General features: G+C 70.8%; 16 protein-coding genes, 1 tRNA gene and 3 pseudogenes. 16 read left to right on the top strand and 4 right to left on the bottom strand.

Annotated features, from left to right (window positions below; genetic code table 11):
* Positions 1 to 119: 119 nt before the first annotated feature.
* Both AB0H82_RS01205 and AB0H82_RS01200 read left to right on the top strand, forming a co-directional pair.
* Positions 120 to 962, top strand: a pseudogene (locus AB0H82_RS01205) (pyridoxal-dependent decarboxylase); the annotation flags it as partial.
* A gap of 22 nt (positions 963 to 984) precedes the next feature.
* Positions 985 to 1,209, top strand: a pseudogene (locus tag AB0H82_RS01200) (GNAT family N-acetyltransferase); the annotation flags it as partial.
* Between the two features lie 86 nt (positions 1,210 to 1,295).
* On the opposite strand, the gene AB0H82_RS01195 reads toward AB0H82_RS01200, so the two are convergent.
* On the bottom strand, positions 1,296 to 2,921 hold the full coding sequence (locus AB0H82_RS01195; protein ID WP_362987436.1) for a beta-N-acetylhexosaminidase: 1,626 nt from the start codon (positions 2,919 to 2,921) through the stop codon (positions 1,296 to 1,298).
* Between the two features lie 120 nt (positions 2,922 to 3,041).
* On the opposite strand from AB0H82_RS01195, the gene AB0H82_RS01190 reads away from it, so the two are divergent.
* The 3 genes from AB0H82_RS01190 to glmS all read left to right on the top strand — a co-directional run bounded on the left by AB0H82_RS01190 (position 3,042) and on the right by glmS (position 6,108).
* Entirely contained in the window at positions 3,042 to 3,923 is an 882-nt protein-coding gene (locus AB0H82_RS01190; RefSeq protein WP_362987434.1) for a DUF4429 domain-containing protein, read from the top strand.
* 99 nt (positions 3,924 to 4,022) lie between these two features.
* Positions 4,023 to 4,280, top strand: coding sequence for a hypothetical protein (locus tag AB0H82_RS01185; protein ID WP_362987432.1), 258 nt, complete (start codon positions 4,023 to 4,025; stop codon positions 4,278 to 4,280).
* A gap of 10 nt (positions 4,281 to 4,290) precedes the next feature.
* The gene (gene glmS / locus AB0H82_RS01180; RefSeq protein ID WP_362987430.1) at positions 4,291 to 6,108 is read left to right on the top strand and encodes a glutamine--fructose-6-phosphate transaminase (isomerizing); all 1,818 of its coding nucleotides are present in this window, start codon (positions 4,291 to 4,293) and stop codon (positions 6,106 to 6,108) included.
* 239 nt (positions 6,109 to 6,347) lie between these two features.
* On the opposite strand, the gene AB0H82_RS01175 is transcribed toward glmS, so the two are convergent.
* Positions 6,348 to 6,872, bottom strand: a complete 525-nt coding sequence (locus tag AB0H82_RS01175) for a universal stress protein (protein ID WP_362987428.1) — start codon at positions 6,870 to 6,872, stop codon at positions 6,348 to 6,350.
* A gap of 507 nt (positions 6,873 to 7,379) precedes the next feature.
* On the opposite strand from AB0H82_RS01175, the gene AB0H82_RS01170 reads away from it, so the two are divergent.
* The 4 genes from AB0H82_RS01170 to AB0H82_RS01155 all read left to right on the top strand — a co-directional run bounded on the left by AB0H82_RS01170 (position 7,380) and on the right by AB0H82_RS01155 (position 10,111).
* Complete coding sequence (locus AB0H82_RS01170) at positions 7,380 to 7,652, top strand: hypothetical protein (RefSeq protein WP_362987426.1); 273 nt, start codon at positions 7,380 to 7,382, stop codon at positions 7,650 to 7,652.
* A 432-nt stretch (positions 7,653 to 8,084) separates the two neighbouring features.
* Positions 8,085 to 9,314, top strand: a complete 1,230-nt coding sequence (locus tag AB0H82_RS01165) for a helix-turn-helix domain-containing protein (RefSeq protein ID WP_362987424.1) — start codon at positions 8,085 to 8,087, stop codon at positions 9,312 to 9,314.
* A 10-nt stretch (positions 9,315 to 9,324) separates the two neighbouring features.
* On the top strand, positions 9,325 to 9,927 hold the full coding sequence (orn, locus tag AB0H82_RS01160; protein ID WP_362987422.1) for an oligoribonuclease: 603 nt from the start codon (positions 9,325 to 9,327) through the stop codon (positions 9,925 to 9,927).
* A 111-nt stretch (positions 9,928 to 10,038) separates the two neighbouring features.
* Positions 10,039 to 10,111 (top strand) — tRNA-His (locus AB0H82_RS01155).
* An 85-nt stretch (positions 10,112 to 10,196) separates the two neighbouring features.
* On the opposite strand, the gene AB0H82_RS01150 is transcribed toward AB0H82_RS01155, so the two are convergent.
* Positions 10,197 to 11,252, bottom strand: coding sequence for a LacI family DNA-binding transcriptional regulator (locus tag AB0H82_RS01150; RefSeq protein ID WP_362987420.1), 1,056 nt, complete (start codon positions 11,250 to 11,252; stop codon positions 10,197 to 10,199).
* Between the two features lie 301 nt (positions 11,253 to 11,553).
* On the opposite strand from AB0H82_RS01150, the gene AB0H82_RS01145 reads away from it, so the two are divergent.
* From AB0H82_RS01145 to AB0H82_RS01130, 4 genes are all read left to right on the top strand, one after another.
* Positions 11,554 to 12,867 carry an ABC transporter substrate-binding protein gene (locus AB0H82_RS01145; protein WP_362987418.1) on the top strand — a complete coding sequence of 438 codons (1,314 nt, stop codon included), beginning with the start codon at positions 11,554 to 11,556 and terminating at the stop codon, positions 12,865 to 12,867.
* A 5-nt stretch (positions 12,868 to 12,872) separates the two neighbouring features.
* A complete protein-coding gene (locus AB0H82_RS01140; protein ID WP_362987416.1) occupies positions 12,873 to 13,877 on the top strand; it encodes a sugar ABC transporter permease in 1,005 nt (334 codons plus the stop codon).
* 119 nt (positions 13,878 to 13,996) lie between these two features.
* Positions 13,997 to 14,809: a carbohydrate ABC transporter permease gene (locus AB0H82_RS01135; protein WP_362987721.1), complete on the top strand. Its 813-nt coding sequence runs from the start codon at positions 13,997 to 13,999 to the stop codon at positions 14,807 to 14,809.
* 127 nt (positions 14,810 to 14,936) lie between these two features.
* On the top strand, positions 14,937 to 16,358 hold the full coding sequence (locus AB0H82_RS01130) for a GH1 family beta-glucosidase (RefSeq protein WP_362987414.1): 1,422 nt from the start codon (positions 14,937 to 14,939) through the stop codon (positions 16,356 to 16,358).
* 12 nt (positions 16,359 to 16,370) lie between these two features.
* Here the strand turns inward: AB0H82_RS01130 and AB0H82_RS01125 are convergent.
* Positions 16,371 to 17,258, bottom strand: a pseudogene (locus tag AB0H82_RS01125) (chitinase); the annotation flags it as partial.
* 492 nt (positions 17,259 to 17,750) lie between these two features.
* Between AB0H82_RS01125 and AB0H82_RS01120 the strand changes: the two are divergent.
* From AB0H82_RS01120 to AB0H82_RS01110, 3 genes are all read left to right on the top strand, one after another.
* Positions 17,751 to 18,794: a polyprenyl synthetase family protein gene (locus AB0H82_RS01120; protein ID WP_362987412.1), complete on the top strand. Its 1,044-nt coding sequence runs from the start codon at positions 17,751 to 17,753 to the stop codon at positions 18,792 to 18,794.
* Positions 18,795 to 18,999: 205 nt separating this feature from the next.
* Positions 19,000 to 19,836, top strand: a complete 837-nt coding sequence (locus AB0H82_RS01115) for an ABC transporter ATP-binding protein (RefSeq protein WP_362987410.1) — start codon at positions 19,000 to 19,002, stop codon at positions 19,834 to 19,836.
* Positions 19,833 to 20,594, top strand: a complete 762-nt coding sequence (locus tag AB0H82_RS01110) for an ABC transporter permease (RefSeq protein ID WP_362987408.1) — start codon at positions 19,833 to 19,835, stop codon at positions 20,592 to 20,594. Before AB0H82_RS01115 ends, AB0H82_RS01110 begins: the two co-directional genes overlap by 4 nt.
* Positions 20,595 to 20,609 lie beyond the last annotated feature (15 nt).

The raw sequence follows: 20,609 nt of genomic DNA, 5'->3' as shown, positions 1-20,609 counted from the left end.
GGCGGTTCCGTTTTCTGGGCCGAACCCCAAAGCGAGGTGAAGTTAGGTTAGGCTTACCTAAGTCAACTCCCGGCCCTGGAGGACAGTCCATGCGCTCCCACCTGCTCAACGGCCCCGGCGACCTGCGGGCGCTGCAGCTCGCCCGCGAGGCGGCCGGGGACCGGGACCCGGCCGCCCTGCGGATCCTCACCTCCGATGCCGCTCTCCCCGGCGTACGGCGGACGGCCCGGCTGCTCGGCCTCGGCGACGAAGCCGTCGTGGCGGTCCGCACCGACCGGAGCGGGCGCATGCAGACCGTGGCCCTCGCCCGGGCACTGGAGCGCTGCGCGCGCGACGACCTCTCCCCCATGGCGGTCGTCGCCACCGCGGGCACCGCCGACTTCGGCTCCGTCGACCCGCTGCCCGAGATCGCCGCGCTCTGCGCGCAGTACGGCACCTGGCTGCACGTGGACGCCGCGTACGGCCGCGGGCTGCTCGCCTCGCGCAGGAACCGGCATCTCCTCGACGGCATCGAGCGCGCCGACTCCGTCACCGTGGACCAGCACAAGTCCTTCTTCCGGCCGGAGAGTTCGCCGGCTGTCCTGGCGCGCGAGGGAGACCTCTTCGACGAGGCCTGCGCGCTCGCCACGCATGGCTGGAAACAGCTCGTCGCCGACCCGCGCTTCGACGTGGTGGCCGAGCCGCAGCTGGCCACGCTCGTCTTCCGCCACCTCCCCGCGGAGATCTGCGCCCCCTCCGTGATCGACCGCGCCAACCTGTACGCGCGGAAGGCCCTGTCCGCCTCCGGGGACGCCGCGGTGGCGGGCGTCGAGGTGGCGGGCGTCGAGGTGGGCGGCCGCCCGTTCCTGAAGTGCACGCTCCTCGCCCCCGGGACGACCGCCGCGGACCTCACGGCCGTCCTCGACCTGATCGCCGACCACGCCGAGCGGTACCTGGGAGAGCGCCTTGCCCGCGCTTGCTGACCTCCACCTGCCCACCGACCGCATCGACCGCGTCCGCCCCGACTGCACGCTCCGGCCCCTCGACCCCCTGACCGACTCCGAGCTGGTGCACGCCTGGGTGACACACCCCCGGGCGGAGCACTGGATGCGGGACGCCACCCTGACGGACGTCGAGCGCGCCTACATGGCGATCGCGGCCTCCGGCCACCGCGAGGCCTACCTCGGCCTGTGCGAGGGCGTGCCGTCCTTCCTCGTGGAGTGGTACGACCTGCGGGCGCTGGCGGCCCCCTGACCGAGCGGGGCTCCCGAGACGGTCCTCGGGAGCCCCGCTCCTGCACATGCCCGGTTCCCCGCCTACTCGGCGGGCCAGGGCACCTGCGGCGACTTGTAGTAGCCGATGCCCAGCGCGTCCCAGCGCGGGGCCTGTGCGGCGAGCCGCACCTTGTACTTCTCCCAGTCGTGCGTGGCCGCGGGCGACCAGCCGAGCTCGGCGATGCCCGGCAGCCGCGGGAACGCCATGTGGTCGAGGTGCGCGGAGGTCGACAGCGTCTCCGTCCACAGCGGCGCCTCGACCCCGAGGACCGAGTCCGCGGGCGCGCCCTGGAGGTACGTGGCCGGGTCCCAGTCGTAGGAGCGCCGCACCTCGACGTAGCCCGCCCAGGACAGGCCGAGCGGCGTGTCCTTCGTGTACTTGTGGTCGAGGTAGGAGCGGTCGGCCGGCGAGAGGACCAGCTTGGTGCCGTTCCTCGCGGCGTTCACGACCTGCTCGCGCTCGGCGGCGCCGGTCCTGTCGTAGCCCCAGTACTGCGCGACGGCGCCCTCGGCGGGCCTCGCGCCGGCCAGCTGGTGCCAGCCCATCACCTTCTTGCCGTACTTGGCGACCACCGGCTGCACCTTGTCCATGAACGCGACGAAGTCCTCGTGGCTGGTGGAGTGGGCCTCGTCGCCGCCGATGTGGAGGTACTCACCGGGCGTCATCGCGGCGAGCTCGCGGATCACGTCGTCCACGAAGTCGTACGTCACGTCCTTCTTCACGCACAGCGAGCTGAAGCCGACCGCGGTGCCGGTGTACAGCGGCGGGGCGACGCCGTCGCAGTTCAGTTCGGCGTACGAGGCGAGCGCGGCGTTGGTGTGTCCCGGCATGTCTATCTCGGGGACGACCTCCAGGTACCGCGAGGCGGCGTAGTCGACGATCTCCTTGTACTGCGCCTTCGTGTAGTGGCCGCCCTTGCCGCCGCCGACCTGCGTGGAGCCGCCGTAGGTGGCGAGGCGCGGCCAGGAGTCGATGGCGATGCGCCAGCCCTGGTCGTCGCTGAGGTGCAGGTGGAGCTTGTTCATCTTGTAGAGGGCGGCCTGGTCGATGTAGCGCTTGACCTGGTCGACGGTGAAGAAGTGCCGGGACACGTCGAGCATCGTGGAGCGGTAGCCGTAGCGCGGCATGTCCTTGACGGTGCCGCCCGCGACACGCCATGGCCCTGGCTGCTTCGTCTTCTTCTCGACGGCGGCGGGCAGTTGCTGACGGACGGTCTGGACGCCGTGGAAGAGGCCTGCGCCGGTCCAGGAGGTGATGGTGAGGGAGCCGCGCGCGGAGATGACGCGGTATCCCTCGTGGCCGAGGGCCTTGTTCTCCGGTTCGGCGCTGATGCGCAGCCGGATGCCGTCACGCCCCTCGCCGGTGGTGACGGGCAGCTTGTAGCCGGTGGAGGGGCGCAGCACCCTGGCGAGGTACTCGCCGACGCGCCGCTCCTCGGGGTTGCCCTTGCCGACGCGGATCCGGGTCTTGGCGGTGATCTCGTACCCGGCGCCGCCGGCCTCGGCCGCCAGGGGCGCGGGCACGACCTTGCCGAGTGGGGTGACGGCGGGGGCCCTTGCCTCGCCCGGGGCGGGCGCGGCGGGCGCGGCGGCGAACGAGGAGATTCCGACGGCCGCCACGAGCAGCAGCGAGCCGAAAACGCGTGTCGTTCTGCTGTGCGATCTCACAAGCGGGTCCCTTCGACGGGCCGTGCGTCGCAATCGAACGGTCCCCATTGGTAACCCGGGCCCTATAAGGGGTCAAGGGTGTAGACCAGGTGTCCAAGAGGTCGGTGCGAGAATCCCCGCATGGCGGAAATCATCCAGCGCGACGGAACCTGGACCTTCGACGGGGAGACGCTGCGCCTCGTGCCGGGACGCGACAAGGGCGTGTCCCTCTTGCGCGCGACGCTGGGCGAACTGACGGTTCCCCTGGCGGCGTTGGCGGGCATCGCCTTCGAGCAGGGCAAGAAGTCGGGCCGGCTGCGGCTGCGGCTGCGGGACGGCGCCGACCCGCTGCTCCAGGCGACGGGCGGGAAGCTGACGGACTCCTCCGACCCCTATCAGCTGACGGTCGAGCCGGACCGGTACGGGGTCGCGGAGTACCTGGTCGACGAGGTCCGCAACGCGCATCTGATCGAACAGGTGCCGCCCACGCCCTGCGACGCCTATCTCCTGCCAGGACCCTCCGTGCCGCTGTCCGTCTCCGCGGGGGACGGCACGGCGAGCTTCGACGGGGAGCGCGTCCGCCTGGAGTGGAACTGGAAGACGGAGGAGGCGAAGTCGGCGTCCGGCACCCGGTCGCTGGCGCTCGTCGACATCGCGGCGGTGGAGTGGCAGCCGGCGGTCGGCCTGGAGAACGGCTGCCTGCGGTTCACCGTGCGGAACGCGCCGACCAAGGCCCCGCCGAAGTACGACCCGAACTCCGTCGAGCTGTGGGGTTTCAAGAAGGACCCGCTGATGGCCCTGGTCGCCGCCGCGGTCCAGGCCCGCCTCCCGCACCCCTCGGCCCCCGCGGCCCCGGCGGACGCGCCGTCCGCCGCCACCAAGGGCCTCACCCCGCCGCCCCCGGCCGACGACCACGACACGCTGCTGCGCCGCCTGCGCGAACTGGGCGAGCTGCACCAGGGCGGCATCCTCACGGACGAGGAGTTCGCGACGGCCAAGCAGGCGGTCCTGCGCCGCATGTGACCTCCGATTTCATGCCGCGCGAGCCCCGTTGCGACACGATCCTGCCCGATTCCGGGCAGGATTCTTGCGAAAGGGCATGCGATACCCCAGGATCAACGAATGCACGACGACCTGGTGGACCACCTCACCCGCAGCACCCCGCTCCAGCGGGGCGAAGCGCTGCGGGTCATCCAGGACGTGCTCGCCTACTTCGACGAGACGACCGAAGAATTCGTCCGTCGCCGCCACCGCGAGCTGCAGGGTCAGGGCCTGCTGAACGCGGCGATCTTCGAACAGATCTCGGCGGACCTCGCATACCGCGCGGTCGCACCGCCCGAGCTCACGCTCCGGCAGCTGCGCCGCATCGTCTACGGCTAGGAATCCCTCTATGTGCGGAATCGTCGGATACATCGGCAAGCGTGACGTCGCCCCGCTGCTCCTCGAAGGCCTGCAGCGCCTGGAGTACCGCGGCTACGACTCGGCGGGCATCGCCGTCACCGGCCCCAAGGCGTCGGGCCTGAAGACGGTCAAGGCCAAGGGCCGCGTCCGTGACCTGGAGGCCAGGGTCCCCGCCCGCTTCAAGGGCACGACCGGCATCGCCCACACGCGCTGGGCCACCCACGGCGCTCCCTCCGACGAGAACGCCCACCCGCACCTCTCGCAGGACGAGAAGGTCGCCGTCGTCCACAACGGCATCATCGACAACGCCTCCGAGCTGCGCGCCAAGCTCACCGCGGACGGCGTCGAGTTCCTCTCCGAGACGGACACCGAGGTCCTCACCCACCTCGTCGCCCGCTCCCAGGCCGACACCCTTGAGGAGAAGGTCCGCGAGGCGCTGCGCCACATCGAGGGCACGTACGGCATCGCCGTCCTGCACGCCGACTTCAACGACCGCATCGTCGTCGCCCGCAACGGCTCCCCGGTCGTCCTCGGCATCGGCGAGAAGGAGATGTTCGTCGCCTCGGACGTCGCCGCGCTCGTCTCGCACACCCGCCAGGTCGTCACCCTCGACGACGGCGAGATGGCCACCATCAAGGCCGACGACTACCGCACCTACACCACCGAGGGCTCGCGCACGACGGCCTCGCCGACCACCGTGGAGTGGGAGGCCGAGTCGTACGACATGGGCGGCCACGACACGTACATGCACAAGGAGATCTTCGAGCAGCCCGACGCGGTCGACCGCGTCCTGCGCGGCCGCATCGACGACCGCTTCTCCACCGTGCACCTCGGCGGCCTCAACCTCGACGCGCACGACGCCCGCAAGGTGCGCCGCGTCAAGATCCTCGGCTGCGGCACCTCGTACCACGCGGGCATGATCGGCGCCCAGATGATCGAGGAGCTGGCCCGCATCCCCGCCGACGCCGAGCCCGCGAGCGAGTTCCGCTACCGCAACCCGGTCGTGGACCCCGACACCCTCTACATCGCGGTCTCCCAGTCCGGCGAGACGTACGACGTGCTCGCCGCCGTGCAGGAGCTGAAGCGCAAGGGCGCCCGCGTCCTCGGCGTCGTGAACGTCGTCGGCTCGGCGATCGCCCGGGAGGCCGACGCGGGCGTGTACGTCCACGCGGGCCCGGAGGTCTGCGTCGTCTCCACCAAGTGCTTCACCAACACCACCGTGGCCTTCGGCCTGCTCGCCCTGCACCTCGGCCGCATCCGCGACCTGTCCGTCTCCGACGGCAAGCGGATCATCGAGGGCCTGCGCAAGCTGCCCGGCCAGATCTCGGAGATCCTCAAGCAGGAGGACGAGATCAAGAAGATCGCCAAGAGCTACGCGGACGCCCGTTCGATGCTCTTTATCGGGCGTGTGCGCGGCTACCCCGTCGCCCGTGAGGCCTCCCTCAAGCTCAAGGAGGTCTCGTACATCCACGCCGAGGCCTACCCCGCCTCCGAGCTGAAGCACGGCCCGCTCGCCCTCATCGAGCCGGCCCTGCCGACGGTCGCGATCGTCCCGGACGACGACCTCCTGGAGAAGAACCGCGCCGCTCTGGAGGAGATCAAGGCCCGCAGCGGCAAGATCCTCGCGGTCGCGCACCAGGAGCAGGAGAAGGCCGACCAGACCATCCTCGTCCCGAAGAACGAGAACGAGCTCGACCCGATCCTGATGGGCATCCCGCTCCAGCTCCTCGCCTACCACACGGCGCTTGCGCTCGGCCGGGACATCGACAAGCCGCGCAACCTCGCCAAGTCGGTCACCGTGGAGTAGCCGAACGGCCCCCGTGGAACCGTGAAATGAACGACCCCCTGTGCGTGCCACCAGCACACAGGGGGTCGTTCCTCAAGGGCCGGGGTCGCCCATTACCCCGACCCGCGCCGCCGACCGTTAAATACCCTTCACAAGGGCGCAAACCACCTCTACGCGCGAGTAGATTTATCTGCTCACGAAACCGCCCGCTCAAGGGAGTTGAGCGGCGCCGGACTCAACTCGCCGGGAGCCGACGGGCGTTACGGGATGACGACGACAGGGCGCTGCGCGCGGCGGGCCAGCCGTCCCGCGACGGAGCCGAAGATGCGGCCGACGATGCCGTGCGTGGAGCCGACGACGATCGCGTCCGCGCTGTACTCGCGGCCGACCTCCTCCAGCTCGTGGCAGATGTCGCCGCCGCGCTCGACGAGGATCCACGGCACCTCGGCGAGATAGTCCGCGCAGGCCAGCTCCAGGCCGAGCACTTCGGTGCGGTGGTCCGGCACGTCGACGAAGACCGGCGGCTCGCAGCCCGCCCACACCGTGGTGGGCAGCCGGTTGGCGACGTGCACGATGATCAGGCCGGAGCCGGAGCGGTGCGCCATGCCGATCGCGTAGGAGAGGGCCCGCTCACTGGAGGTCGAGCCGTCGAAACCGACGACGACACCGTGCCTGAAGGCGGGATCGCAGGAATGACGCGGTTCTTCCGCCGCTCGGGGGGTCGCTGTCGGATCGGCGACCTGCCGCTTGCGGTCCGCATGTTCGAAGAATTCGTGACCGGCCATCGGTGTCTCGGCGAAGGAGTCCTCTGTGGGAGGGTCGGCTTTTTCTGGTGGTGCGGAAGATCAGGACCTGGAAGGTCGTCCGGGAATCATCTTCCCAACCCCATACCCCCAAGGGTACGGCGACACTCCTCTCCTGCCCAGAGCCAGGCCAAGCCCGCCCGGGACCTGCGAAGAGCCCCGCGCGGAGGCCGCGCCGGGCCTGCACAGGGCCTCCCGGCGTTCACCGGAGCATGCACGAGCGTCGCCCGGATGGCAATGGTTGCTGCCTCCTACAGGCGGTTTGCCCACCCGTCCGGCGCCACCCGGTGGCCTCCCCAGTGACCCGGCGGACAGCCAGGCGTTGGACAGCGCTGGATCTCCGTACGCCACCGCCACAGGGAGCACGCCGTGCCTGGACCCTCGCCCGCGTCCCCACCTTCCACCCTCTTCCCCTCTTCACCCGAGCAAGGCCGGCCGGGCCGGGAGGGCCCGCACGGGCGTCACCCCGCCGCGGCCCCGGCGGACTCGGTGAGCGACGTGGTCCGCTGGGCCGCGTTCAGCTGCGTACTGGTCCCCGTGGTGCTCGTCGCGTACGGCGGCTCACTGGCGGGCGCCGCCGGCGCGGCGCTCGGCCTCGTGGCCGTCACGGGGGTCTGCCGGGTGCTCCTGCGGCAGTCCGAACGGGGCGCCGCGCGACTGCTTGCAGAACAGAACAACGGGCACCGCGGACGGCACGGCAGAACGGGTTCGGGAGCGCACAGGGGCACTCGTCACAGTGCCGACAGTGCGCCGGTGGACTGACCAATTCACACACACGCTCCCGTAGCTTTTCAGCCAACTTCCGGGGGCCGTCGATTCCTTGGCCGAACGCCCCCTCAACCCCGGTCCGACCAGGGCTGAAAGACGCGCGCGAGCCGCCCGCACCCTACGGGGACCGGCCATGGAGCCAAGGCGCACTTCCCAGCAAGCCGCCCGAGTGCAACGCTTCGTGATCGAATGCTTCACGCCAAGTTGCCATGTCGACAATCTGCCGAGTGATGAACTGGTCACCCCGGCAGCACGGGACGCAGTAGATTCGATCTTGACTGTATTACGGCGGGGGACTGGTGGAGGACCGAGGGGAAACGTGCAGCAGCGACAAGCCAGGCAAGCGCGTCAAGCACGTCAAAAACGTCAAGCACGTCAAGCACGCCAGGAACACGGAGCCGCGACGCCCGAGGGGGGTTTAGCACCATGAGCCACGACTCCACTGCCGCGCCGGAGGCCGCGGCTCGGAAACTTTCGGGGCGGCGCCGCCGGGAGATCGTAGCGGTGCTGCTCTTCAGCGGCGGTCCCATTTTCGAGAGTTCCATACCGCTCTCCGTGTTCGGCATCGACCGGCAGGACGCGGGGGTCCCCCGCTACCGGCTGCTGGTCTGCGCCGGCGAGGAGGGCCCGCTGCGGACCACCGGCGGACTCGAACTCACCGCGCCGCACGGCCTTGAGGCCATCGGCCGGGCCGGCACCGTCGTCGTACCGGCCTGGCGGTCGATCACCTCACCGCCGCCGCCGGAGGCGCTCGAAGCGCTGCGCCGCGCGCACGAGGAGGGCGCCCGCATCGTCGGGCTGTGCACGGGCGCGTTCGTCCTCGCCGCGGCGGGACTGCTCGACGGGCGTCCCGCGACCACCCACTGGATGTACGCGCCGACGCTCGCGAAGCGCTATCCGTCCGTCCACGTGGATCCGCGCGAGCTGTTCGTCGACGACGGCGACGTCCTGACGAGCGCCGGCACCGCGGCCGGAATCGATCTCTGTCTGCACATCGTGCGCACGGACCACGGCAACGAAGCGGCGGGCGCGCTCGCCCGCAGGCTCGTGGTGCCGCCGCGCCGGGCCGGCGGCCAGGAGCGCTATCTCGACAGGTCTTTACCCGAGGAGATCGGCGCCGACCCGCTCGCCGAGGTCGTCGCCTGGGCGCTGGAGCACCTCCACGAGCAGTTCGACGTGGAGACGCTGGCCGCGCGCGCGTACATGAGCAGGCGGACCTTCGACCGCAGGTTCCGCTCGCTCACCGGCAGCGCGCCGCTGCAGTGGCTGATCACCCAGCGGGTGCTGCAGGCACAGCGGCTCCTGGAGACCTCCGACTACTCCGTGGACGAGGTCGCGGGCCGCTGCGGCTTCCGTTCACCGGTGGCGCTGCGGGGTCACTTCCGGCGCCAGCTGGGTTCGTCGCCCGCCGCCTACCGCGCCGCGTACCGCGCCCGCAGGCCGCAGGGCGAGCGCGTGCTTGAGTCCGTGTCGGCGACGGCGCAATCCGTGCCCACGCTGGTCGAGGCCGGCCCGGTGCCGACCCAGACCCGGCGCACGGCGGCCGCGAGCGCGCTCGGCCCGTCGACCTCGGTGCCCACCGAGCCCGGCAAGCCGAACTCCGACGTGTACGCGCCAGGACGTGCTCCCCTGCCCGGCCAGAGGAGCGCGCCGTAGGGTTAGCGGCATGAACGATCGCATGGTGTGGATCGACTGCGAGATGACCGGGCTCTCGTTGGCGGACGACGCACTTATCGAGGTGGCCGCACTGGTCACCGACTCGGAACTGAACGTGCTCGGCGAAGGTGTGGACATCGTGATCCGCCCGCCGGACGCGGCGCTGGAGACCATGCCCGAGGTGGTGCGCGCCATGCACACCGCCTCGGGGCTCCTCGACGAGCTGGCCGGCGGCACCACGCTGGCCGACGCCGAGGAGCAGGTCCTGGCGTACGTACGTGAGCACGTCAAGGAGCCGCGGAAGGCTCCGCTGTGCGGAAACTCGGTCGGCACCGACCGCGGCTTCCTGCTGCGGGACATGGCGACACTGGAGGAGTACCTCCACTACCGGATCGTCGACGTCTCCTCCATCAAGGAGCTGGCCCGGCGCTGGTATCCGAGGGCGTACTTCAACAGCCCGGACAAGAACGGCAACCACCGCGCGCTCGCCGACATCCGCGAGTCCATCGCCGAGCTGCGCTACTACCGCGAGGCGATCTTCGTGCCGCAGCCGGGACCCGACTCGGAGACCGCGAGGACGATCGCGGCCAAGCACGTCCTGCCTGCGGAGTAGCCTCCGCGGACGCCCTGTGTACGGGGTCCGGAAAAGGTGTGCGCGAGCACCCCTTCGGACCCTGTACACTTTTTCTCGGCCGGTCGGAAGAACGACAAAAGACCGGACATGGTGGGTGTAGCTCAGTTGGTAGAGCACCTGGTTGTGGTCCAGGTGGCCGCGGGTTCAAGTCCCGTCACTCACCCTGAAGGAAGGGCCCCGGTTCGAGAGAACCGGGGCCCTTCCGCTTTTCGTGCCTCTTCTTCGGCCGGGGCCCCGGCCCAGCAGCCTCAGGAAGAGGCCCGCTCCACCAGTTCCGTCGGAAGCACCAGCTGGCGCCGCTCCAGGCGCCGGGCGGCCGCGGGGCGGCTGTCCGCGATCTCGGCGAGCAGCAGGTCGATCATGGCCCGCCCCATCTCCTCGATGGGCTGCCGCACGCTCGTCAGCGGCGGGTCCATGTGCCGGGCGATCGCCGAGTCGTCGAAGCCGACGAGCGCCACGTCGTCGGGTATGCGGCGGCCCGCCTCGCGCAGCGCCTGCCGGGCGCCCGCCGCCATCACGTCGGAGCCCGCGAAGACCGCGTCCACCTCGGGGCAGGCGGCGAGGAGCTCCCGCATGGCCCGCCGGCCGCCCTCCTCCGTGAAGTCGCCGGGCACGATCAGCCGCTCGTCCACCGGGCGGCCCGCGTCCCGCAGCGCGGCGCGGTAGCCGTCGAGGCGGCGCTGGGCTCCGTACACGTCGAGGCGGCCGGTGATGGTGGCTATGGAGGTGCGGCCGCGGGAGAGCAGGTGCTCCACGGCCGAGCACGCCCCGGCGAAGTTGTCGGAGTCGACGGAGGGCAGCGCCTCCTCGGCGGAGCGGCGGCCGCTGATCACCGCGGGGATCTCCAGCTGGGACAGCAGGTCGGGCAGCGGGTCGTCGGCGTGCACCGAGACGAGGAGGACCCCGTCGACGCGGTGGGCCGCCAGGTACTGGGCCAGGCGCTGGCGCCGCTGGTCGCTGCCCGCGAAGATCAGCAGCAGCTGCATCTCGGTCTCGCTGAGCTCGGCCCCGACACCGCGCAGGACGTCGGAGAAGTACGGCTCGGCGAAGAAGCGGGTCTCGGGCTCGGGCACGACCAGGGCGATGGCGTCCGTGCGGTTGGCGGCCAGGGCGCGGGCCGCGGTGTTCGGGACGTACCCCAGCTCCGCGACGGCGGCCTCGACGGCCGTGCGGGTCGCCTCACTCACCCGCGGCGAGCCATTGATCACCCGGGAGACCGTCCCCCGGCCGACCCCCGCCCGCGCGGCGACCATCTCCAGAGTGGGCCGTCCGCCACCGCGGCCGCGCGCTGCGTGAGCTGCCATTGTCCGCCTCCCGTCACACTTCCCCCGGCGAGGAATGTAACAGCCCGATCTTCACCGGGCCGATGGGCCGAACCAGGGCCGCCCCGTAACGGCCCGATAACCGAACACATAACTCTCTGTCCGGTCCCTTGACACCCCCGGCCGCAGCCACGAGTCTTCAACTCATCACCTGTGGGAGCGCTCCCACACTACCTGACACGTACACAACCCGCACGTTCCCCGCCCGAGCCGCAGCGTGAACCAACGGGCCCAGCAGTGCAGTTGGCCGGGGGGTCGGCACGTCAGGCAACAGGAGGACGTCATGCGCACCAACCACCGCCGGACCCGCAGACTGGTGGCTTACGCGGCCACGACCGCGCTCGCGACGGGTCTGCTGACCGCATGTTCGAGCGACGACGACAGCGGCTCGGCAGGCGGCGACGGCAAGATCACGCTCAATGTCGGCACATTCGGCGTACTGGGCCTGAAGCAGGCAGGTCTCTACGACGAGTACGAGAAGTCGCATCCGAACATCAAGATCAAAGAGAACGTCATCGAGCGGAACGACGCCTATTACCCGAAGCTCCTCACCCAGCTGCAGTCCGGCGCGGGCGTGAACGACGTGGCCGCCGTCGAAGTCAGCAACATCACCGAGGTCGTGCAGACCCAGGGCGCCAAGTTCGAGGACCTGGGCAAGGCCGAGGGCGTCAAGAAGTCGACGTATCTCGACTGGAAGTGGAAGCAGGCCACGACCGAGGACGGCAAGACGATCGGTCTCGGCGTCGACATCGGCCCGACGGCGCTCTGCTATCGCAAGGACCTCTTCGAGAAGGCCGGTCTGCCCACCGACCGCGAGGAGCTCGCCAAGGAGTGGGCCGGCGACTGGGACAAGTACGTCGCCATGGGCGAGAAGTACATGGAGAAGGCGCCCGAGGGCAGCAAGTTCGTCGACTCCGCCTCCAGTGTCTACAACGCCGTCTTCGCCGGTGCGAAGGAGCGGTACTACGACCAGGGCGGCAAGGAGATCTACGAGGACAGCCAGGGCCGCAAGGACGCGTGGGACGCGGCGATGAAGGTCGCGCGGGGCGACATGTCCGCCAAGCTCAAGCAGTTCGACCCGACGTGGGACCAGGGCTTCGCCAACGCCAAGTTCGCGACCGTGGCCTGCCCCGCCTGGATGGCCGGGTACATCCAGGAGAAGACGGGCCCCGGGGGCAAGGGCCAGTGGGACATGGCCAAGGCGCCCACGGACGGCAACTGGGGCGGCACGTTCCTCGGCGTGCCGAGCGCGGGCAAGCACAAGAAGGAGGCGACGGAGCTCGCCGTCTGGCTGACGCAGCCCGAGCAGCTCGCGAAGATCTTCGCCAAGCAGGCCAGCTTCCCGTCGACCCCGTCGGTCTACGACACGCTGAAGCCGTCGCCCGCCACGAAGGCGTACTTCAACGACGCGCCCATCACGGAGATCTACGCCGGCATCGCGAAGAACACCCCCTCGGCCGTCTACGGCCTGAAGGACGCCCAGATCGGCCAGTCCATCACGGACATCGGTGTGCTCCAGGTGGAGCAACAGGGCAAGTCCCCGGCACAGGGCTGGAAGGCCGCGCAGGAAGAGATCAAGGACGTTCTGGGACAGTGACGCCCATGTCCGAGACCGCTGAGTACGCCGAGACCGCGTCCCCCGGTGAGGGGGACGCGGCCCCGGCCGCGTCCGGGAGCCGCAAGGCCTCCCCCACGTCCTCGTGGCGCAGCCGTCTGTACCGCTGGGACATAAAGGCGTCGCCGTACGTCTTCGTCGCGCCCTTCTTCCTCTTCTTCGGTGCCTTCGGCCTCTTCCCGCTGCTCTACACCGGCTGGGCGTCGATGCACCGCCTGTCGCTGACCAACCTCGACGACAGCACGTGGATCGGCCTGGAGAACTACACCAACCTGTTGCAGAGCGACTACTTCTGGAACGCGCTCGGCAACACCTTCACCATCGGTGTCATCTCCACCGTCCCCCAGCTGGCCGTCGCCCTCGGCATCGCGCACCTGCTCAACTACAAGCTGCGCGGCTCCACGCTGTGGCGCGTGGCGATGCTCGCTCCGTACGCCACCTCGGTGGCCAGCGCCTCGCTGGTCTTCACGCTGCTGTTCGCGTGGGACGGCGGCATGGTCAACTGGGTGATCGGGTCGGTGGGCATCGACCCCGTCAACTGGCGCGAGTCATCGTGGGGTTCGCAGTTCGCGGTGTCCTCGATCGTCATCTGGCGGTGGACGGGGTACAACGCGCTGATCTATCTCGCGGCGATGCAGGCCGTGCCCCACGACCTGTACGAGTCGGCCTCGCTGGACGGCGCCTCGCGCTGGCAGCAGTTCCGGCACGTGACGATCCCGATGCTGCGGCCCACGATCCTGTTCACGGTGGTCGTCTCCACCATCGGGGCGACCCAGCTCTTCGGCGAGCCGCTGCTGTTCGGCGGCACGGCCGGGTCCAAGGGCGGCGCCGACCACCAGTTCCAGACGCTGGGCCTCTATCTGTACGACCAGGGCTGGATCAACGGCCACCTGGGCCGGGCCTCGGCCGTCGCCTGGCTGATGCTCGTGATCCTGCTGCTCATCGCCGCGGTCAATCTGCTGATCGCCCGACGACTGAGGAAGGACCGATGAAGGCCCGCACGGTGGACCTGGCGGACGGCCGGCCCGAGGACGCACGGACCGACGACCGCCCCGCGGACCGGAAGCCGGGCGGCCGCGGACGGCGCCTCGGTCCGAAGGCCGGCCGCACGATGCACGCGGGGCCCGTGACCTACCTCGTCCTCGCGCTGTTCACGGCCGTCTCCCTCGCCCCGCTGATCTGGACGGCGATCGCGGCCTCGCGGACGAGCGGGCGGCTCGCGCAGACCCCGCCGCCCCTGTGGTTCGGCGGCAACCTCTTCAAGAACATGGAACGGGCCTGGACCGAGGCGAGCCTCGGCGACGCGATGCTCAACACCACGATCGTGGCGGGCAGCATCACCATCGGCACGGTCCTGTTCTCCACCATCGCCGGATTCGCCTTCGCCAAGCTGAAGTTCAGGTTCAGCGGCGCGCTGCTCCTGCTGACCATCGGCACGATGATGGTGCCGCCGCAGCTCAGCGTCGTACCGCTCTATCTGTGGGTCGCCGACCTGCAGTGGACGAACCAGCTCCAGGCGGTGATCCTGCCGACGTTCGTGAGCGCCTTCGGCGTGTTCTTCATGCGGCAGTACCTGGTGCAGGCGCTGCCGAGCGAGCTGATCGAGGCGGCGCGGATGGACGGGGCCAGCAGCCTGCGGATCATCTGGCACGTGGTGTTCCCGGCGGCGCGGCCCGCGATGGCCGTCCTCGGACTGCTCACGTTCGTCATGGCGTGGAACGACTTCCTGTGGCCGATCATCGCGCTCAACCAGTCGAACCCGACCGTCCAGGTGGCGCTCAACTCCCTGGGTACGGGCTACATCCCCGACCGGGCGGTGATCATGGCGGGTGCGCTGCTCGGCACGCTGCCGCTGCTGCTCGCGTTCGTCCTGTTCGGCAAGCAGATCGTGAGCGGCATCATGCAGGGCGCGGTCAAGGGCTGAACGCTCCGGGAGCCCTCGCGGCTCCCGGGCTTCCCCCTCCCGTACCTCTTCCGGCTTCTCTCTTCTTCTCTCTTCTCCTTCTCTTCTTCTCTCTTCTTCCCTCTCTCTTTCTCATGGGAGCGCTTCCATGCCTGAATCCCTCAGCTTTCCGGCCGACTTCCTCTGGGGCACCGCCACCTCCGCGTACCAGATCGAGGGTGCCGTGCGCGAGGACGGCCGCACGCCCTCCATCTGGGACACCTTCAGCCACACGCCGGGCCGGACGGCCGGCGGTGACACCGGTGACGTCGCCGTCGAGCACTACCACCGCTACCGCGACGACGTGGAGCTCATGGCCGACCTCGGCCTGAACGCCTACCGGTTCTCCGTCTCCTGGTCCCGCGTGCAGCCCACCGGGCGCGGCCCCGCCGTCCAGCGGGGCCTGGACTTCTACCGGCGCCTCGTCGACGAACTCCTCGGCCGCGGCATCCAGCCCGCCCTGACCCTCTACCACTGGGACCTGCCGCAGGAGCTTGAGGACGCGGGCGGCTGGCCGGCGCGCGAGACCGCGTACCGGTTCGCCGAGTACGCGGGCATCGTCGGCGAGGCGCTCGGTGACCGCGTCGCGTCCTGGATCACGCTCAACGAACCCTGGTGCAGCGCCTTCCTGGGCTACGGCTCCGGCGTGCACGCTCCCGGCCGCACCGACCCGGCGGCCGCCCTGCACGCCGCCCACCACCTCAACCTCGCGCACGGCCTGGGCACGCAGGCGCTGCGTGCCGCCCTGCCGGCCCGCGCCGGTGTCGCGGTGAGCCTCAACTCGGCGGTGGTCAGGGCGGTTTCGGACGCCCCGCAGGACCAGGACGCCCGGCGGCGCATCGACAACCTCGCCAACGGCGTCTTCCACGGCCCGATGCTGCACGGCGCCTACCCGGCGGACCTGTTCGCGGACACGGCCAGGATCACCGACTGGTCCTGCGTACAGGACGGCGACCTGGCCGCCATCCACCAGCCGCTGGACGCGCTCGGCCTCAACTACTACACGCCCGCGCTGGTCTCGGCCGCGCCGGACGGCGCCGCGACCCGGCGTGCCGACGGGCACGGGGCGAGCGAGCACTCCCCGTGGCCCGGCTCCGACGACGTCGCCTTCCACCAGACGCCGGGCGAGCGCACCGAGATGGGCTGGACCATCGACCCGACGGGCCTGCACGAGCTGATCATGCGGTACTCGCGGGAGGCGCCCGGACTCCCGATGTACATCACCGAGAACGGCGCGGCCTACGACGACAAGCCCGACCCGGACGGCCGCGTCCACGACCCGGAGCGCATCGCCTATCTGCACGGCCACCTGAGCGCCGTCCGCCGCGCCATCGCCGACGGGGCCGACGTGCGCGGCTACTACCTGTGGTCGCTCCTGGACAACTTCGAGTGGTCGTACGGCTACGGCAAGCGGTTCGGCGCGGTCTACGTCGACTACGAGACGCAGGTCCGCACGCCGAAGTCCAGCGCCCACTGGTACGCGACGGTCGCCGGGGCGGGCGCGCTGCCCGCGGAGTCCGTCGTGGGCTGACGGGCGGGGCCGTCACTCGTACGCCGCGAACGCCTTCGTGAACGCCAGCGGCTGCTGCTCTATCGACGAGCACGTCGGCTGCGCGGAGCCGGCCGCGCCGCCCTCGCAGGCCTTGTCGCGGGTCGCGGACCACATCGAGAGCCGGCCGACGCCCTTGGCCTCGGCGAACTTCACGAGCTCGGTGGCGTCCTCGGTCCTGAAGACCTCGGTGGTGACGTCGTTGACGCCGATCATCGGGGTGACGGCGACAGTCCGCCACGCGGCCTTGTCGGAGAGGCCGAGCGCGGTCCTGAGCTGCTTCTGCGTGGCGGTGGCGGCCTGGATGGCGTACTGGCCCATGTCGCCGCTGTAGGCGGGCCCGTAGTCCATGGCCATGATGTTGACCGCGTCGATCCGCACGCCGTGCTTCTTCGCGTCGGTGAGCAGGCCGACGCCGGGCCGCGTCAGCCCCTCGGGCATCACGGGCAGCGTGAACGACACGTCCAGCTCCGGGTGCCGCTCCTGGAGCCGGGCGATGGCCCGGGCGCGGCGGGTGTTGGCCGCGGTGTCCGGCAGTGCGGCGCCCTCGATGTCGAAGTCGACCTTGGTCAGCTCGTACGCGTCGACGACCTTGCCGTAGGCCGCGGCGAGGGCGTCGGCGTCGGCGCACTTCAGGCCCAGCTCGGAACCGGCCGCGCCGCCGAAGGAGACGCGGACGTCGCCGCCCTCGGCGCGCAGGTCGTCGATCTGCGCGGCGACCTTGTCGTCGCCGAGTCCGGTGGTGCCGCCCCACAGCGGCTCGCAGCCGCCGCCGGAGGTGATGAAGGCGAGGTTGAACTCCTTGACGCCGGTCTTCTCCGCGGTGTCGAGGAGGTCGTGGGCCGGGGCGAGGGAGGTGTCGACGAAGGGCGCGAACCTGGCGGGGGCGGGGGCCTTCTCCTGGGAAGCCTTCGTCGCGAGCGCCGTCCCGGAGAAGAGGAAGGCGCCGCCGCCGACGAGGGACGCGGCGACGAGTCCGCCGATGACCTTGGTCCGGGTGCTGACCGTGCGCCGGTGCGTGCTGCTCATGGCGTGCCTGCCTTAGCTGTACGGGGGTGGGGTGCGGCAGCACGCTAGCCGCGCGGGACCCGACAAAACGCCCAGGTGGGGCGCCGGTTGACGACCTTAGGGTGCGCTTAAGGAAGGGATGGGGGCCGGTTAAAGATCGCGCCCCGGGGCCGGGCGGGCCGGCGCGCGGACTGTGACTTTCGGCTGAGCGCACCGTATGAGGGCTGGGCCGCCCCAGTGATCATTCAGCCGGCTGGGGTGCCGCGGCTTCTCCCGCGCCGGGCGGCGCCGGTTGACTGGGCGGGTCCGCGGCGTGGCTGGTCCTGCCGCCGCGCCACTCCCCGTTTGCGGTCTGAGGAGCAGTGCATGTCGCAGATCACCGGTCCGGCCCCCGGCACGGTCTTCCCACGTCTGGGGTGGGTGAACGAGTTGCTGTTGCCCGCCCTCCAGGCGGCCGTGGCGACCCTGCCCGCGGCCGAGCGCCTGGCGGCGGGCTACCACCGCGGCTGGTGCGAGGCCGACGGCACGCCGGCCGTGGCGGCGGCGGGCCGGGGCAAGACGGTCAGGCCGGCGCTGACGCTGCTCTCCGCGGTGGCGGTCGGCGGTGCCCCGCGGGACGCCCTGCGGGGCGCGGTCGCCGTGGAACTGGTCCACGACTTCACGCTGTTGCACGACGACGTGATGGACGGCGACGCGCTGCGCCGCCACCGCCCGGCCGTCTGGTCGGCGTTCGGCACGTCGTCGGCGGTGCTGACCGGTGACGCCCTGCTGGCCGCCGCGCTGCGGGAAGTCGCGCACGCGCCCGCGGAGTTCGCGGCCGTGGCGGTGCAGGAACTGGTCCGCGCCCTGCTCGACCTGGTCGAGGGGCAGAGCCTCGACATGGCGTTCGAGAGGACGCCCGAGGTGTCCGTGGCGCAGTACCTGACCATGGCGGAGGGCAAGACCGGGTCGCTGATGGGCTGCGCCTGCGCCCTGGGCGGAGCCCTCTCCGGGGCCGACAGCGAGCGCGTGCGGGGACTGCGGGAGTTCGGCCGCCGCCTCGGCGTCGCCTTCCAGTGCGCCGACGACCTCATGGGCATCTGGGGCCGCACGGCACGCAGCGGCAAGCCGGTCGGGGCCGATCTGGCGGCGCGCAAGAAGTCCTTCCCGGTCGTGGCGGCGCTCGCGGGCGGCTGCTCCGCCGCGGAGCAGCTGCGGTCCCTGTACGCGTCGCCGCACCCGCTGGGCGCCGAGGAGGTGGATCTGGCGCGGGAGTTGGTGGAGAAGGCCGGCGGGCGGCAGGCCGCCGAGGAGGAGTCCAGGCGGCAGCTGTCGGCCGCGCTGCGGGCCCTGTCGTGCGCCCGGCCGACGGCGGACGCGTACCGGCAGCTCCAGGAGATCGCCGCCACGATGGTCCAGCGGGATTCCTGACGGCGGCCGGTCCGCGGGATTCCTGACAGCGGTCGGCCCGTGGGCGTGACTTCGGCTCCCGTGGGCCGTTGACCGTGCGGTGGACGCGTGACAAAACGCGCTGAACGTACCACCACCGCCCGAACGGGACTTCTTCGTGACGAAACGCAGTGGAGTTGTACAGCAGCCCGAACCCGGCGTGGCCCTCCCGGGCGACGTTCCCGCCGTGTCCGCCTATGGCCTGCGGGTGGACCGCGGCAGCCACACGGTCCTGTCGAACGTCACCTTCACCATCCCCCGCGGCTGCATCGTGGGCCTGCTGGGCCCGAGCGGCTGCGGCAAGACGACGCTGCTGCGGTCCGTCGTCGGCGTGCAGCAGGCCACCGCGGGGCACATCCAGGTACTCGGTTACGGCGCGGGCGCCCACCAGCTGAAGACCCGGGTCGGGTACGTCACCCAGGCCCCGTCCGTCTACGCGGACCTCACCGTCCTGGAGAACCTGCGCTACTTCGCCGCCGCACTCGGCATGCGGGGCTGGCGGCGGGAGGACGCGGTGGTCCGCGTGGTCAAGGAGGTCGACCTCGCCGGCTACGCGGACAAGCTCGTCGCCAGCCTCTCCGGCGGCCAGTACTCCCGGGTCTCGCTGGCCGTGGCCCTCCTGAACAAGCCCGACCTGCTGGTGATGGACGAACCGACCGTCGGCCTCGACCCGATGGTGCGCCGCGAGCTCTGGCTGGTCTTCCGGCGCCTCGCCCTGGAGGGCGCCACCCTGATGATCTCCAGCCACGTCATGGACGAGGCCGACCGCTGCGACCGGCTCCTGCTGATGCGCACGGGCCGGCTCCTCGCCAGCGCCGACCGGGAGTCGCTGCTGGAGCACACGGACTGTACGGATGTGGAGGAGGCGTTCATGCACCTCGTCGAGGCCGCGACGGCCGCGGAGGCGCGGGCCCGCCAACGCGCCGCGTCCCAGAGCCTGTTCCCCGAGCTGCCCGGCCTGCTCGACCAGCCGTCCGCCCCCGAGGCCGAGCGGTCCTTCTTCGCCACGGACGTCCGGTCATGAGCACTTCCCGTCTGACCGAGCGGCTGCCCTTCTCCCCCACCATCACCGGCGCCACCGCCGTCCGGGTCCTGCAGCAGGTCTCCCGCGACAAGGGCAGCACCGCCCTGCTGCTGGGCATCCCCTGCATGCTCATGGTGCTGCTCAAGCTGATGTTCCACGGCTCCGACGCCACCCTCCAGCGGGTCGGGCCCCAGGTCTTCGGCGTCTTCCCGGTCATCGTGATGTACCTGGTGGCGTCCGTGTCGACGCTCCGCGAACGCACCACGGGCACCGCCGAACGGCTGCTCACCATGCCGGTACGGCGGCTCGACATCGTGCTCGGCTACAGCCTGGCCTTCGCCTTCCTCGCGCTGCTGCAGGCGGTCCTGTCCACGCTCCTGTCGGTCGGCCCGCTGGGCCTCGACATCGAGGGACCCGCGTATCTGCTCATGGTCATCGCCATGCTGGGCGCCCTCCTGGGCCTGGCCCTCGGGCTGCTGGTGAGCGCCTTCGCGCGCAACGAGTTCCAGGCGGTGCAGTTCCTGCCCGCGGGTGTCCTGCCGCAGTTCCTGGTGTGCGGTCTCTTCGTGCCGCGGGACGAGATGCAGGGCGCGCTGGCGGCCGCGGCCAAGCTGATGCCGATGACGTACGCCGTCCAGGCCGCCGGTGAGGCCGCCAACCACCCCGGGATCACGGGGATCTTCATCAGGGACGCCCTGCTGATCCTGGCGTGCGTGATCCTGGTCCTCGTCGCCAGCGCCGCCACACTCAAGCGCTGAGGGACGGAACGAGGG

The sequence above is a fragment of the Streptomyces sp. NPDC050732 genome (assembly GCF_040654255.1).
Lineage (GTDB): Bacteria > Actinomycetota > Actinomycetes > Streptomycetales > Streptomycetaceae > Streptomyces.
Note: the sequence above shows the minus strand (reverse complement) of the source record. Positions and strands in the feature narration are given on the sequence as shown.

Excerpts from the sequence above, each read along its gene's own strand:
- AB0H82_RS01190 (WP_362987434.1), top strand. The coding sequence starts at position 3,042 with ATGGCGGAAATCATCCAGCGCGACGGAACCTGGACCTTCGACGGGGAG.
- AB0H82_RS01185 (WP_362987432.1), top strand. The coding sequence starts at position 4,023 with ATGCACGACGACCTGGTGGACCACCTCACCCGCAGCACCCCGCTCCAG.
- glmS (WP_362987430.1), top strand. The coding sequence starts at position 4,291 with ATGTGCGGAATCGTCGGATACATCGGCAAGCGTGACGTCGCCCCGCTG.
- AB0H82_RS01175 (WP_362987428.1), bottom strand. The coding sequence starts at position 6,872 with ATGGCCGGTCACGAATTCTTCGAACATGCGGACCGCAAGCGGCAGGTC.
- AB0H82_RS01165 (WP_362987424.1), top strand. The coding sequence starts at position 8,085 with ATGAGCCACGACTCCACTGCCGCGCCGGAGGCCGCGGCTCGGAAACTT.
- orn (WP_362987422.1), top strand. The coding sequence starts at position 9,325 with ATGAACGATCGCATGGTGTGGATCGACTGCGAGATGACCGGGCTCTCG.
- AB0H82_RS01150 (WP_362987420.1), bottom strand. The coding sequence starts at position 11,252 with ATGGCAGCTCACGCAGCGCGCGGCCGCGGTGGCGGACGGCCCACTCTG.
- AB0H82_RS01145 (WP_362987418.1), top strand. The coding sequence starts at position 11,554 with ATGCGCACCAACCACCGCCGGACCCGCAGACTGGTGGCTTACGCGGCC.
- AB0H82_RS01140 (WP_362987416.1), top strand. The coding sequence starts at position 12,873 with ATGTCCGAGACCGCTGAGTACGCCGAGACCGCGTCCCCCGGTGAGGGG.
- AB0H82_RS01135 (WP_362987721.1), top strand. The coding sequence starts at position 13,997 with ATGCACGCGGGGCCCGTGACCTACCTCGTCCTCGCGCTGTTCACGGCC.
- AB0H82_RS01130 (WP_362987414.1), top strand. The coding sequence starts at position 14,937 with ATGCCTGAATCCCTCAGCTTTCCGGCCGACTTCCTCTGGGGCACCGCC.
- AB0H82_RS01120 (WP_362987412.1), top strand. The coding sequence starts at position 17,751 with ATGTCGCAGATCACCGGTCCGGCCCCCGGCACGGTCTTCCCACGTCTG.
- AB0H82_RS01110 (WP_362987408.1), top strand. The coding sequence starts at position 19,833 with ATGAGCACTTCCCGTCTGACCGAGCGGCTGCCCTTCTCCCCCACCATC.